The organism is Azotobacter chroococcum (genome assembly GCF_002220155.1).
GTDB classification, from domain to species: domain Bacteria; phylum Pseudomonadota; class Gammaproteobacteria; order Pseudomonadales; family Pseudomonadaceae; genus Azotobacter; species Azotobacter chroococcum.
On the sequence record NZ_CP011835.1, the window covers coordinates 347,903 to 359,960 of the forward strand.

Sequence of the window (12,058 nt, forward strand, 5' to 3'; positions counted from 1 at the left end):
TCGTCGGATGCGCTGCCGCCGCGTTCCGCCAGGGCGGAGTGCGGCTGGCCAGAGTGCTGGCCCTAGATTCCGGCTTCAGGAAGCCGAACGTGGTGAAAGAGGCCGTGGTATTGCCGTGAGCCGTCTTGCTCGCTGGGCTCTCGTCTCGTTCGGCGAGGGGGGAATAAAAAAGCCCGCACAAGGCGGGCCTGAATCAGGGAGTCGGATTTTCTTGGTTCAACGCTGCGTACTATTTGGGCGGCATATGTTTCCGCATGATCGGGATATGCCTGCACCGCTATCTCGATGGGCAGAGTAATTATCGCTGTCGGTATTATCCCAAAAGAATTTTCGTCGAGCGAAGAGGCTGGCGATCATGTCGCGGGCATATGTGGCGCAAGGCTGGCAGCCACATCTATCGGGCACTGTCCACGCTCATTGGGCAGTGGTCTTGCTCCATCGCGGAATTGCCCATCAAGCAATTGGCGCGAATTTTCATGCATAGCAGTACCGAAAACGAAAAGCCCGGCGCTTCGGGCCGGGCTTGGATGTTGCTTCGTGTTGGCGTTATTGCCGCAAGATAAAAACATACTTGCTCAGGTGCTCACGATGGTCAAGTCGCTTCGTCGATCGGCAAGTCTTCAGTCGGAAGGAGCGCCTCCATCTCGACAGCGCTCCGCTCACCATGACGTTCTACTCTGTCGAATCGGCACGCCAGCACCACGCTCATTGGGTGGTGTTCTCGTGCCATGGCGGGACTCCCCATCAGGCAATTGACGCGAGCACTGCGGCGCCAAAACGAAAGCCCGGCCGAATCGCTTCGGGTCGGGCTGGGATGTTGTTTCGTGTCGGCGCTATTGCCGCAAGATAAAAACATACTTGCTCAGGTGCTCGCGATGGTCAAGTCGCCTCGTCGATCAGCAGGCCTTCATCCCGCAGGATCGCCGTCACCTCGACCAGCGCTTTGCCCTCCATGGCTTCCAATTCCTTGCGGATACCGGCACGCCAGCGTCGCCGGGTTTGCTCCGACCTTCCCTCGGGATCCCAGGCATTCATGTCGTAGAACTCCGGAGGTAGCACGAGCATGTCGGTCGAGCGTTTTCCATCCCTACCCTTCTGCGGGGGAATCGCCCATGCCGTCACGGCCTTGTAGCGGAACAGTTTCGGCGCCGGCGAATTGAGCAGCGGCACGAGACAGCCAATGGCGCCCACCTTGCATGCCTTGTGCGTACTGTACCTGGCCACCAGCACCTGCCAGAGGCGTGGCAGCAGTTCTCTGTGCAGGCGGGCATGCACCAGACAGTCCAGGGCGAGCATCGCCTGCGGCGATGAGCGGTGTGAACTTGAAATGCCGTCCTGACCCAGCCTCTGCCACGTCTGCTTGCTGGCTGTATCGATACACTCGTCTGTCAGGCAGCGGATGACCGCGCTCAGTGCGTTTCGGTAGATCACCTGTATTCCCCCTCGGATGAGATGATTCCTAAGGATTCGGGTGCGAAATGGGGGGGATTGCCCGAATGCGGCCGACACCTGACAGGTTCGGCACAGGGTGGGGCAGTGGACGCGTCGGCCTATACAACTCGCGGCTACAGGCCACCTGGCTTCCGTTTGTGGTGATGCCGGCAGGCGGTGCCTATAGGCCGCATGGGATGCTGTGTGCCTTTGCTGGCGCAATGATCCATTGCTTGCTGGCGTTTATCAGGAATCTCCCTCTCCATTGTTCGATAAACTCAAGCATGCTTGTTGATAATGAGCAAGTATGCTTTGCAAGCGTCCTTGTATATTGGGCGCCATGAACATCACTGATCGAATGACCCAGTTGATTTTGGTGAGAAAGCCGAAGGTCGGCGCACGTGGAATAAGACGGGCTATCGCCGATGCATGCGGAATCAGTTACGAAGCCGTGAGGCAATGGTTTTCGGGAAATACTGGAAGCATCAAGAACGAGAATCTGATAGCCATAGCCGAGACGTTCGATACCACGGTCGACTGGCTGCTTTCAGGCGAAGGAGAGCCGCCTCACCGAAAACCGGTCGCAGACAGCAGCGCCATTCCTGTGGCCAGGGGGCAGGCCCTCTCCCTAGCGGCCATTGCCTCCCCTCGCTCACGAGGGTTTCTGGAGCGGATTGCCAGTGCCGCGGCCGAAGGTCGGCTGACCGAAGATGATCTGGCCCTGCTGGATCAGATAGCCGCTCGCCTCGAGCGCACGTCCGTGCGGGTAGATTCCTCGAGCAACGCAGTGAGTCATCAGCGCTTAAGGAGCAAGCTCAAGAGAAATGATCCGACTGCTCGGTAGCGATGCTTTCGCCGGCCAGCTCAGTCCGCCCAGGAATCACGGGGCCAGCCCCATTTTTCGCGCCAAGATCAGGGTCGATGGCGCTTCCCTGCACTGCTACGTCAAGCCCTTGCCTGACCGCATCAGGTGCCCGGTAACCGGCAAGGAAGTTGCGAATCAGGAAATAGTCAGCGAAGCACTGGGGTATGTGCTTGCCAAGTCGGTTGGTCTGAATGTTCCTGATACGGCGGGAATCATCCTTTTGGAGCCTTGGCAGATTCCGGAAGCGCTTCATCCGGCCCTGCGGGAAACCTGCAGCGGCAGGGCGCAGAACGACTATTTCTGCTGGTTCACCAAGGACATGAAATATCCCAGTCTGCGTCAGCTTCACTGGAGCGACGTGCGGCATCCCTATCTGCAGGAACTCCGCGGCCGCCGCCTGGCCCGGCAGTTGGCCGATAATCCGGAAGCCTCCAGCATAATAGTGCTGGACCAGTGGCTGCTGAACAGCGACAGGAACATCGGTAATCTGCTCGAATCCCCTTGCAAATCACTCTTTCTCATCGACCACGGCAGACTGTTTCATTATCCCAACTGGGAGCCTGGCCGGATTGGAATGGCGCCCTGGCCTTGTGAAAACAGACTGCAAAAGTTGATAGACGATTTCATTCCCGACTGGAGTGAAGCGCTGCCCAATAAAAGCGCCCGTGCTCTGGCCTATAATATCTTCGCCGTAAGCTTCAGAGAGGCTGGAGCGGAAGCTGCCCGGATAGTATTGTCGGAGTTCTTCGAGCACACGGAAATCGAGGTTATCCTCCGGCTCCTGTCGGAGCGCCTCGACCAAAAACAATACACCGAGGCGGCAGACCTTCTTCTATGAGTTCCAGCGCACGTCTTCGCAGTCGCTTAATTGAACAACAACCGAAGCCGCAGTTGATCACTGGTCGGTGGCGCAGTATCAGCTTGTGCCTGGACGAAGATGCCGGCGAGTTTTTCAACGTCGGCGTGTTGTTCACCCATGACGAGCAGGTCGAAGTACGCATGCTCGACAACTTCGACCGTTTGCAATGCCTCTTCGACGGGCGCATCGACTTCGATGAGCTGTTTCGGACGCTCCACGAGATCGAGGTCGCCATTCTCCACAATGGTCCGGAACTGCTGGACGAACTGGGCAGCACCATTCGCCTCGGCGCACCCCTGTATGCCTCGGGATTCAGCGCCAAGGAGGTGCTGGACGAGTTCTTCGCCGATGTTGTGACCCTGGGCAGACCGAAGCGTCGCGCCCGGGAAGTTGCGTTCCATTATCAATCCACTCTGAAGCTGCGCAACAGTATCTTCAATTTCATGAAGCAGCGGATGCACGCTCAGGCTACGCGAATCATTCAGCGGTCGCGTTATGAGCTGACGGTCGGCAGCGGTCATCGGCTTGAAATAGATATACCGCTGATGAGCGCCGTCGCTTCGGGCAGTATCGTCTCGGGTTGGTATAAAAATCCCTTGGTAGTAAAGAACAACCTGCTACAGGCCTCGGCGGACCTAAATCTTATTCGCAGCAATACAGAGCGCGACCAGGCTGTAATATCGATTCTGGTACCCGACAGAGAAAGCGGGTTGACGTCGAAAGAGTATGAAAAACTGGTAGAGATCACCCGCAAGCAACTGGAGCGTATTCGCGCAATGGGTATCGAGATCATCGAAGCCAGTTCCGCTCTGGAGCTTGCCGAGCTAACCATCGACTGGTGGAGCAATTGCTGCATCTGATCGTTGGCCGCTTGGGCAATGAATCTTTTTATCTTTCCTTCCCGAGTTCCTCATGTGGCCGCCCATCCTTAATCCGCCCGGCTGACGCTCGGGGGCTCGGAAATGAGCGGAGCGGGCTCAAGCTCAATCGAGGCTGCATGGTCGAACTCGTTTCTTGGGCACCAAGCGGCGCATTATTGTTGCCCGACGCTTTCTTCTTTCCCTTCTTCATGTCCGCGTCGACCTTCCGTCCCTGACCGGCACCTGCTACGAAAAACTGCAAGGAGACGCCCGAGTCTCTCATCGGCCAGACGTTGGCGCCTGGCTGGAGCTGCGAGCGAAAGGGGCGTATCGCCAGCTCGGTGATTTTCTCCCGTCAGGTGCGCTCCGGGCGCTCGCCGATGAATTCGACGAAGCGCCGCACCCGCGGCGCCAGCTGGCGGGTATGCGGGTAGACGGCGTGCAGCGGGGCGGGGCGAGAGGCTGGTCGGGCAGCACCGGCTGCAGGCGGCCGGCCTTGGGGGCGGACGGCGACGTCCCAGAGCATTTTCAGCACGATGCCGGTGCCATGCAGCGCCAGCGCGTGGGCGGTTTCCTCGTCGCTGCACAGCAGCGCGCCCCGGATGTTCACCCGCAGGCCGCTGCGCGGGAACTGCCAGTCCGCCTGTTCGCGCTCGCCGAACAGGATGCAGGCATGCTGGCGCAGGTCGTCGGGTGTTGCGGGCGGTCGTGCCAGTCGAGGTAGTCGGGGGCGGCGCAGAGCAGCCGGTGGTTGGGCGCCAGTTCGCGGCCGATCCGGCTGGAATCCTGCGGCTGGCCGTCGCGGATGGCCGGGTCCGTGCCGGTCTGCAGCAGGTCCACCACGTTGTCGTCGAGTTCCAGGTGCACCCGCAGGTCCGGGTATTGGTTACGGAATGTTGCGATCGGCGGCCGCAGAGGGCGGTGGCCGAAGCCGAGCGGCGCGCCGATCCGCAGCAGGCAGGGCTTCCCGCGCCGCCGCCGAGAGGCTGCCGGTGGCGAGGGTGCGCTCGCACAGGCGCAGGTCGGAAAGGTCGCCCGGCATGGGATTGTCATTCTCGCGACAAGCGTTCATCTCCATCATGGAAATAATGAATCCGGCCGGGTTGTCCATAATGCATGCTCGACCCGGGGGCCGGCTGCAGCCGGTATGGATGCCTTGGCAGGCCGGCCCCGCTGCTCATCATCAAGGAGGAAGATTCATGCACACCCGTCGGCAGTTCCTGCATCGCTCGGCCCTGCTCGCCGCCGTGGCGGCCATGGCGCCGCTGCTGTCCACGCCGTCCCGGGCCGCCGAGCCGCTGCTCGCGCGGCGCATTCCCGTCAGCGGCGAGGAGTTGCCGGCGATCGGTCTGGGCACCTCGCGGACCTTCGACGTCGCGCTCGACGACGAGTCCCTGGCACCCCTGCTGGAGGTGTTGCGCACCCTGGTCGCGGGCGGCGCCAGCCTGGTCGACACCGCGCCGAGCTACGGCCGCGCGGAGCGGGTGACCGGCGAGCTGGCCCGGCGCCTCGGCGTGCGCGACCGGCTGTTTCTCGCCAGCAAGGTGTCTTCCAGCGGGCGCGAGGCCGGCCGCCGGCAGATCGAGGCCAGCTTCAGGGCGTTGCAGACCGAGCGCATCGACCTGATGCAGGTACACAACCTGCAGGACACCGCCACCCAGCTGGCCCTGCTGCGCGAGCTGAAGGCGCAGGGGCGGTTGCGCTACATCGGCGTGACCCATTATCGGGATTCGGCCCACGACGACCTGCTGGCGGTGCTGCGCAAGGAGAAGGTCGACTTCGTGCAGTTCAACTACTCGGTCGGCGAGCGCAACGCCGAGAAGCGCCTGCTGCCGTTCTGCGCCGACCACGGCATCGCCACCCTGATCAACCGGCCGTACATGCGCGGCGCGCTGTTCGCCCGGGTCAAGGGCCAGCCGCTGCCGCCGCTGGCGCAGGAGCTGGGCGCGAGCTCCTGGGCGCAGCTGCTGCTCAAGTACATCCTCGCCGAGCCGGCGGTCACCGCGGTGATTCCGGCCACCGACAAGCCGCGCTACATGGCCGACAACCTGCTCGCCGGCCAGGGCCGCCTGCCGGATGCGCAGCAGCGCGCGCAGCTCGTCGAGCTGTTCGCCTGAGCCGGGGCCGGCGGATGTCCTCGACCCTGCCGGCGCCGCTGCGGCGCCTCGCCGGCCTGATCAACGCCGGGCCTGGCGAGCTGGCCGCGGCGCTGTCGGGATTCGCGCTGTTCTTCTGCCTGTTCGCCGGCTACTTCATGCTGCGGCCGATCCGCGAGTCGATGGGCGTGATGGGCGGGGTGGAGAACCTGCAGTGGCTGTTCAGCGCCACCTTCGTGGTCATGCTGGCCGCCGTGCCGCTGTTCGCCTGGCTGAATTCGCGGGTGCCGCGGGCGCACTTCATCGACTGGGTGTACGGCTTCTTCAGCCTCAACCTGCTGCTGTTCGCCGCGCTGTTCGTCGGTGCGGAGGAGAACGTCTGGCTGGCGCGGACCTTCTATGTCTGGCTGTCGGTGTACAACCTGTTCGTCGTCTCGGTGGCCTGGAGCCTGATGGCCGACGTGTTCGACGGCCCCCAGGCCAGGCGGCTGTTCGCCTTCATCGCCGCCGGGGCCAGCGTCGGCGGCCTGACCGGACCGGCACTGAGCACCCTGCTGGTGGCGGCGCTCGGCCAGGCCGGCCTGCTGGCGTTGTCCGCCGGCCTGCTGCTGGCGGCGCTGGCGCTCAAGCAGTACCTGATGCACTGGCGCGCCATCGGCGGCGCCGGGCGGGCCGGCGCGCCGCCCTCGGAGAATCCGCGGCGGCCGGTGCCGGGCAATCCGTTCAGCGGCCTGACCCGGGTGCTGCGCTCGCCCTACCTGCTCGGCGTCGGCGCCTTCGTCATCCTCCTGGCGACGGTCAGCACCTTTCTCTATTTCGAGCAGGCGCGCCTGGTGGCCGAGCTGTTTCCCGAGCGCAGCGAGCAGATCCGCGTGTTCGGCCTGATCGATTTCGTGGTGCAGGCCGGCGCGCTGCTGTCGCAGCTGTTCATCACCGGGCGCATCGCCGAGCGCCTGGGCGTGCGGGTGCTGCTGGCCTGCGTGCCGGCGCTGATGTGCCTGGGCTTTCTCGCCCTGGCGCTGCTGCCGATCTTCGCCGTGCTGGCCCCGCTGATGATCGTCCGGCGGATCGGCGAGTACGCCTTCGTGCGGCCGGGACGGGAGATGCTGTTCGCCCCGCTGGATGCCGAGAGCAAGTACAAGGCGAAGAACTTCATCGATACCGTGGTCTACCGTGGCGGCGACGCCCTCAGCGGCTGGGTGAAGAGCGGGCTCGACCTGCTCGGCCAGGGCGCCTGGCTGGCGGCGCTGGTCGGGGCGGCCTGCGCCGTGCTCTGGGGGCTGCTCGGCTGGCGGCTGGGCGGGCGCGCCGACCGCGAGGCGCCGGCCGCGCGGGCCGGGGCGGCCTGACGCCGGGCCGGCTCAGTCCTCCGGCTGCTTGAGCAGCACGCCCCCGGCGTCGCGGACCCACAGGCGGACCGGAATGCCCTGGGCCACGCTGCGGCCGACCGTGCAGAACTCCTCGAACTGGCCGAGGATGCGCGGCAGGTGCTCCAGCTCGGCGGCAGTGCGGCCCAGTTGCAGCTCGATGCCGATGCCCAGCACGCGCAGGCGGTTCTGCTCGTTGCGGCCGACCTCCGCGCTGGCCTGGCAGTGCAGGGGCTCGGCGTCCTGCTTGAACTTGCGCAGGGCGAACAGCAGGCTGGCGGTCAGGCAGTTGGCCACCGCGGAGAGCAGCAGCTGCACCGGGCTGGGCCCCTGGCCGCTGCCCAGCGGCGGCGGTTCGTCGACGATCAGGGGCGGCTGGCCGTCGCCGAAGTCGAGGCTGCAGCGGTAATCTTCCAGCTGCTGCAGGGTCAGGGTGACGCGTTCGGTGTCGCTCATGGGGCGCTCCTTGCGGGGGTGGTCGGGGGTTGCCGGCCGCCGGGCGGCTGCTACCCTGCGACGGGGCGTCCGGGCATCGGCCGGGCGCCGGTTCGGAAAGGGAGAGAATCCAGGACATGTCGGACAGTATCAAGGTCTGGGACGCGCCGCTGCGTCTGTTTCACTGGTCGCTGGCGCTGGCCGTCGGCGCCGCCATGCTCAGCGGCTGGCTGGGCGGCAATCTGATGGTCTGGCACGGCCGGCTGGGGCTGCTGATCCTCGGTCTGCTGGCGTTCCGCCTGCTCTGGGGCCTGCTGGGCTCGACCTATGCGCGCTGGTCGCGGATTCTCGCCGCGCCCCTGCGCCTGGGCGACTACCTGCGCGGGCGCTGGCGGCAGGCCGGGCACAATCCGCTGGGCGCCCTGTCGGTGCTGGCGCTGCTCGGCCTGGCGGCCTTCCAGGTCCTGACCGGCCTGGCGGCGAGCGACGACATCGCCTTCCAGGGGCCGTTGTACCGGCTGGTGGAGGCCGACACCAGCGCCTGGCTGACCGGTCTGCACCGGCAGGCCTGGTGGCTGCTGCTGGGGCTGATCGGCCTGCACCTGCTGGCGATCCTCTACTACGCCCGGGTGCGCCGGCGGCCGCTGCTGCGGGCGATGATCGGCGGGCGCAGCCCGCGGGAGTATCCCGAGCAGCGCGAGGCCGTCGGCGGCGCGCCCTGGGCGCTGGCGGTGGCGCTGGCCGGTGCGCTGCTGCTGGTCTGGGCGGTACGCTCGGCGGAAGGCTGGCTGGCGCCGCCGCCTGCTCCGGCGGCACCGGCCTCGCTCGACTGGTAAGGGCGGGGGCCGACCGGCACGGGCCGGCCGGCACCGGCCTCAGTCCGTGCGGAACTGGTCGTGGCAGGCCTTGCAGGTCTTGGCGGCCTCGCCGAAGGCGGTCTTGATGCGCGCCTGGTCGCCGCTGGCCGCCTCGCTGGCCAGCTTGTTGACGGCGCCGGTGAAGTTGCGGGCCAGCTTGTTGGCTTCGTCGAGGTTCTTGAAGAACTCCGGCTTGAGCCGGGTCTGGTCGCCCATCTTGTCGGTGGCGGTTCCGGCGGGGAACAGGGCGCCCATGCCGGAATTGGCGATGGCGGCGATGGCGTTGGCGGCGGCGACCACCTGCTCCTTCTTGTAGGGCTCGCTGCCGTCCACGACCTGGGCCTTGATCTTGCCCATGTTCCAGGCCATGAAGTTGTAGCCGGCCTTGCGGTATTTGATCTGCTCCTCCGGCTTGAGTTGGGCCTGGGTGGTCAGGGTGGCCAGCAGCAGGGCGGCGCCGAGGCCGCCGATCATCAGTCTTTTCACGATTTCTCCTTGTGGGGTCCGGGATCTTCCGGTGGCGGCGGTCGGCCGGGGGCCGTCCGCGCGGGGCTATACTCCCCGCCAGACTGCGACGAACGCAAGCCGAGCGCTGGCAGTAGCGCGCAGAAAACGCAGCGCGGCGGTCCGCCATCCAGGCGCTTCGCCGCCCTCATCGGTTACGAAGGAGTGGATCGCAATGCAATTGAACGATGCCCGCCTGTTCCGCCAACAGGCCTACATCGAGGGACGCTGGCTGGATGCCGACAGCGGGCAGACCCTCGCGGTGAACAATCCGGCCAGCCAGGAGATCCTCGGCAGCGTGCCGAAGATGGGCGCGGCCGAGACCCGCCGCGCCATCGAGGCCGCCGAGCGGGCGCTGCCGGCCTGGCGCGCGCTGACCGCCAAGGAGCGCGCCGGCAAGCTGCGCCGCTGGTTCGAGCTGCTGCTCGAGCATCAGGACGACCTGGCCCGGCTGATGACCCTGGAGCAGGGCAAGCCGCTGGCCGAGGCGCGCGGCGAGATCGCCTACGCCGCCTCCTTCCTCGAGTGGTTCGCCGAGGAGGCCAAGCGCGTCTACGGCGACACCATCCCCGGCCACCAGGCGGACAAGCGCATCCTGGTGATCAAGCAGCCGATCGGCGTCTGCGCGGCGATCACCCCGTGGAACTTCCCGGCGGCGATGATCACCCGCAAGGCCGGCCCGGCGCTGGCCGCCGGCTGCACCCTGGTGCTCAAGCCGGCCTCGCAGACACCGTTCTCGGCGCTGGCGCTGGCCGAGCTGGCCGAGCGCGCGGGCATCCCGGCGGGGGTGCTGAACGTGGTCACCGGCAGTGCTTCGGAAATCGGCGGCGAACTGACCGGCAATCCGACGGTACGCAAGCTGTCCTTCACCGGCTCCACCGAGATCGGCCGCCAGCTGATGGCGCAGTGCGCCGCGGACATCAAGAAAGTCTCCCTGGAGCTGGGCGGCAACGCGCCCTTCATCGTCTTCGACGACGCCGACCTGGATGCCGCGGTGGAGGGGGCGCTGGCCTCGAAGTACCGCAACGCCGGGCAGACCTGCGTCTGCGCCAACCGCCTGTACGTGCAGGATGGCGTCTACGAAGCCTTCGCCGCGAAGCTCAAGGAGGCGGTGGCGCGCCTGAAGGTCGGCAACGGCCTGGAGGAAGGGGTGACCATCGGCCCGCTGATCGACGACAAGGCAGTGGCCAAGGTCGAGGAGCACATCGCCGACGCGGTTTCCCGCGGCGCCCGGGTGATCGCCGGCGGCCGGCCGCATGCGCTCGGCGGCAGCTTCTTCGAGCCGACCATCCTCGCCGAGGTGCCGGCGGATGCACGGGTCGCCCGCGAGGAGACCTTCGGGCCGCTGGCCCCGCTGTTCCGCTTCAAGGACGACGCCGAGGCGATCGCTCTGGCCAACGCCACCGAGTTCGGCCTGGCCGCCTACTTCTATGCCCGCGACCTTTCCCGGGTGTTCCGCGTGGCCGAGGCGCTGGAGTACGGCATCGTCGGCGTCAACACCGGACTGATCTCCACCGAGGTGGCGCCGTTCGGCGGGGTCAAGGCCTCGGGCCTGGGCCGCGAGGGCTCCAAGTACGGCATCGAGGACTATCTGGAGATCAAGTATCTCTGCCTCGGCGGCATCTGAGGGCAGGGCGTCGCGGTGGGTTCATGCCGCGCCGCAAGCCATGGGCGACAGGGTTGATGGGAGGTAGTTATCGATCTGCTGCTGATTGGCGCCGGGCACAGCCATCTGGGCGTGCTGCGGCGCTGGGCCCGGGGGCGCCGGCCGAAGGGGCGTCTCGGACTGGTCAATGCCGTGCCGCAGGCCTGGTATGCGGGGATGCTGCCGGGGCTGCTCGCCGGACGCTATGAACCGCAGGACTGCCGCATCGAGCTGGAGCCGCTGTGCCGTGCGGCGGGTGTCGAGCTGATCGTTGGCGAGGTCGAGGCGCTGCAGGCCGGGACACGCGGGCTGCAGCTGGCCGACGGGCGGCAGGTGCAGGCCGACTGGCTGTCGCTGAACGTCGGCGCCGGGCGGCTCGCGCCGCCGCAGCAGGGCGAGGGCATGCAGGTGCTGTCGGCCAAGCCGTTCGCCGCCTTCCTCGACGGCTGGCAGCGCTGGCGGCAGGCGCCGGAGCCGCTGGCGATCCTCGGCGGTGGTCCGGCCGGAGTCGAGCTGGCCCTGGCGCTGGCCGGGCAGGTGCCGGCGCTGTCGCTGTTCTGCGCCGGGCCGCTGCTCGAGGGTCGCTCGGCGGGCCTGCGCCTGCGCGCCCTCGGTGCCCTGCGCCGGAGTGGCGTGTGGGTGCGCGAGTACTGTCCGGTCAGTGGCATCGACGGGCAGTTCCTGCTCAGCGCCGGGGAGCCGGTCTGGCAGGGCTCGCGCCTGCTGCTGGCGAGCGAGGCCGCGGCGCCGTCTTGGCTGGCGCAAAGCGGCCTGGTCTGCGATGCGGCCGGTTTCGTGCAGGTCGGCGCGACCCTGCAGAGCCTGTCCCATCCGCAGATCTTCGCCAGCGGCGACTGCGCCGCGCTGCCCGGGGTGCCGCGCAGCGCCGTCCAGGCGTTGCGCCAGGCGCCGGTGCTCAGCCACAACCTGCGCGCGGTGCTGGCCGGCCGCGCGCTGCACCACTATCGGCCGCAGCGGCAGAACCTGCTCCTGCTCGCCAGCGGCGATGGCGGCGCGCTGCTCGGCTGGCGTGGCTGGAGTGCCGACGGGCGTTTCTATGGCTACTGGCGGGAGCGGCTGGACCGGCGTTTCATGCGCCGCCACGCCCTGGGCGGCTGAGGTATGGCGGGGGCGGCAAT

12 protein-coding genes and 1 pseudogene are annotated in these 12,058 nt (G+C 66.6%); 8 read left to right on the forward strand and 5 right to left on the reverse strand.

Features of this window, described 5'->3' with window-relative positions:
• Positions 1-879: 879 nt before the first annotated feature.
• Positions 880-1,431 (reverse strand): hypothetical protein, encoded by a 552-nt coding sequence (locus tag ACG10_RS01645; RefSeq protein WP_089166875.1) that lies wholly within the window; start codon positions 1,429-1,431, stop codon positions 880-882.
• Positions 1,432-1,771: 340 nt separating this feature from the next.
• Between ACG10_RS01645 and ACG10_RS24055 the strand changes: the two genes are divergently transcribed.
• Genes ACG10_RS24055 through ACG10_RS01660 form a run of 3 tightly spaced genes read left to right on the forward strand, consistent with a single transcriptional unit; the run spans position 1,772 to position 4,015 of the window.
• On the forward strand, positions 1,772-2,275 hold the full coding sequence (locus tag ACG10_RS24055; protein WP_089169767.1) for a helix-turn-helix domain-containing protein: 504 nt from the start codon (positions 1,772-1,774) through the stop codon (positions 2,273-2,275).
• A complete protein-coding gene (locus tag ACG10_RS01655) occupies positions 2,256-3,134 on the forward strand; it encodes a protein kinase family protein (RefSeq protein WP_089166876.1) in 879 nt (292 codons plus the stop codon). Before ACG10_RS24055 ends, ACG10_RS01655 begins: the two co-directional genes overlap by 20 nt.
• Positions 3,131-4,015: a DUF3037 domain-containing protein gene (locus tag ACG10_RS01660; protein WP_157731349.1), complete on the forward strand. Its 885-nt coding sequence runs from the start codon at positions 3,131-3,133 to the stop codon at positions 4,013-4,015. The genes ACG10_RS01655 and ACG10_RS01660 overlap by 4 nt, the downstream gene beginning before the upstream one ends.
• 355 nt (positions 4,016-4,370) lie before the next feature.
• Here the strand turns inward: ACG10_RS01660 and ACG10_RS24860 are convergent.
• A pseudogene (locus ACG10_RS24860) lies at positions 4,371-4,972 on the reverse strand (substrate binding domain-containing protein).
• Positions 4,902-5,126, reverse strand: a complete 225-nt coding sequence (locus ACG10_RS01670) for a hypothetical protein (RefSeq protein ID WP_089166879.1) — start codon at positions 5,124-5,126, stop codon at positions 4,902-4,904. The pseudogene ACG10_RS24860 and the gene ACG10_RS01670 overlap by 71 nt, the downstream one beginning before the upstream one ends.
• A gap of 88 nt (positions 5,127-5,214) precedes the next feature.
• Between ACG10_RS01670 and ACG10_RS01675 the strand changes: the two genes are divergently transcribed.
• Together ACG10_RS01675 and ACG10_RS01680 are read left to right on the forward strand one after the other, a co-directional pair.
• Positions 5,215-6,132, forward strand: coding sequence for an aldo/keto reductase (locus ACG10_RS01675; protein ID WP_089166880.1), 918 nt, complete (start codon positions 5,215-5,217; stop codon positions 6,130-6,132).
• A gap of 14 nt (positions 6,133-6,146) precedes the next feature.
• Positions 6,147-7,460: an NTP/NDP exchange transporter gene (locus ACG10_RS01680; protein ID WP_089166881.1), complete on the forward strand. Its 1,314-nt coding sequence runs from the start codon at positions 6,147-6,149 to the stop codon at positions 7,458-7,460.
• Positions 7,461-7,472: 12 nt separating this feature from the next.
• On the opposite strand, the gene ACG10_RS01685 is transcribed toward ACG10_RS01680, so the two are convergent.
• Positions 7,473-7,934, reverse strand: a complete 462-nt coding sequence (locus tag ACG10_RS01685) for an OsmC family protein (RefSeq protein ID WP_089166882.1) — start codon at positions 7,932-7,934, stop codon at positions 7,473-7,475.
• A 116-nt stretch (positions 7,935-8,050) separates the two neighbouring features.
• On the opposite strand from ACG10_RS01685, the gene ACG10_RS01690 reads away from it, so the two are divergent.
• Complete coding sequence (locus tag ACG10_RS01690; protein ID WP_089166883.1) at positions 8,051-8,749, forward strand: cytochrome b/b6 domain-containing protein; 699 nt, start codon at positions 8,051-8,053, stop codon at positions 8,747-8,749.
• 39 nt (positions 8,750-8,788) lie between these two features.
• Here ACG10_RS01690 and ACG10_RS01695 read toward each other — a convergent pair whose 3' ends face one another.
• Positions 8,789-9,244 carry a c-type cytochrome gene (locus tag ACG10_RS01695; RefSeq protein ID WP_039801211.1) on the reverse strand — a complete coding sequence of 152 codons (456 nt, stop codon included), beginning with the start codon at positions 9,242-9,244 and terminating at the stop codon, positions 8,789-8,791.
• A 205-nt stretch (positions 9,245-9,449) separates the two neighbouring features.
• Here ACG10_RS01695 and gabD point away from each other — a divergent pair, with 205 nt between their 5' ends.
• Together gabD and ACG10_RS01705 are read left to right on the forward strand one after the other, a co-directional pair.
• Complete coding sequence (gene gabD / locus ACG10_RS01700; RefSeq protein WP_089166884.1) at positions 9,450-10,901, forward strand: NADP-dependent succinate-semialdehyde dehydrogenase; 1,452 nt, start codon at positions 9,450-9,452, stop codon at positions 10,899-10,901.
• A 111-nt stretch (positions 10,902-11,012) separates the two neighbouring features.
• Positions 11,013-12,038 (forward strand): FAD-dependent oxidoreductase, encoded by a 1,026-nt coding sequence (locus ACG10_RS01705; RefSeq protein ID WP_232487171.1) that lies wholly within the window; start codon positions 11,013-11,015, stop codon positions 12,036-12,038.
• The last annotated feature ends 20 nt before the right edge of the window (positions 12,039-12,058 follow it).

What these genes read in the sequence shown, in the direction of transcription:
- ACG10_RS01690 (WP_089166883.1), top strand. Translation starts at nt 8,051, where the DNA reads ATGTCGGACAGTATCAAGGTCTGGGACGCGCCGCTGCGTCTGTTTCAC.
- ACG10_RS01695 (WP_039801211.1), bottom strand. Translation starts at nt 9,244, where the DNA reads ATGATCGGCGGCCTCGGCGCCGCCCTGCTGCTGGCCACCCTGACCACC.
- ACG10_RS01655 (WP_089166876.1), top strand. Translation starts at nt 2,256, where the DNA reads ATGATCCGACTGCTCGGTAGCGATGCTTTCGCCGGCCAGCTCAGTCCG.
- ACG10_RS01660 (WP_157731349.1), top strand. Translation starts at nt 3,131, where the DNA reads ATGAGTTCCAGCGCACGTCTTCGCAGTCGCTTAATTGAACAACAACCG.
- ACG10_RS01685 (WP_089166882.1), bottom strand. Translation starts at nt 7,934, where the DNA reads ATGAGCGACACCGAACGCGTCACCCTGACCCTGCAGCAGCTGGAAGAT.
- gabD (WP_089166884.1), top strand. Translation starts at nt 9,450, where the DNA reads ATGCAATTGAACGATGCCCGCCTGTTCCGCCAACAGGCCTACATCGAG.
- ACG10_RS24055 (WP_089169767.1), top strand. Translation starts at nt 1,772, where the DNA reads ATGAACATCACTGATCGAATGACCCAGTTGATTTTGGTGAGAAAGCCG.
- ACG10_RS01680 (WP_089166881.1), top strand. Translation starts at nt 6,147, where the DNA reads ATGTCCTCGACCCTGCCGGCGCCGCTGCGGCGCCTCGCCGGCCTGATC.
- ACG10_RS01675 (WP_089166880.1), top strand. Translation starts at nt 5,215, where the DNA reads ATGCACACCCGTCGGCAGTTCCTGCATCGCTCGGCCCTGCTCGCCGCC.
- ACG10_RS01670 (WP_089166879.1), bottom strand. Translation starts at nt 5,126, where the DNA reads ATGGACAACCCGGCCGGATTCATTATTTCCATGATGGAGATGAACGCT.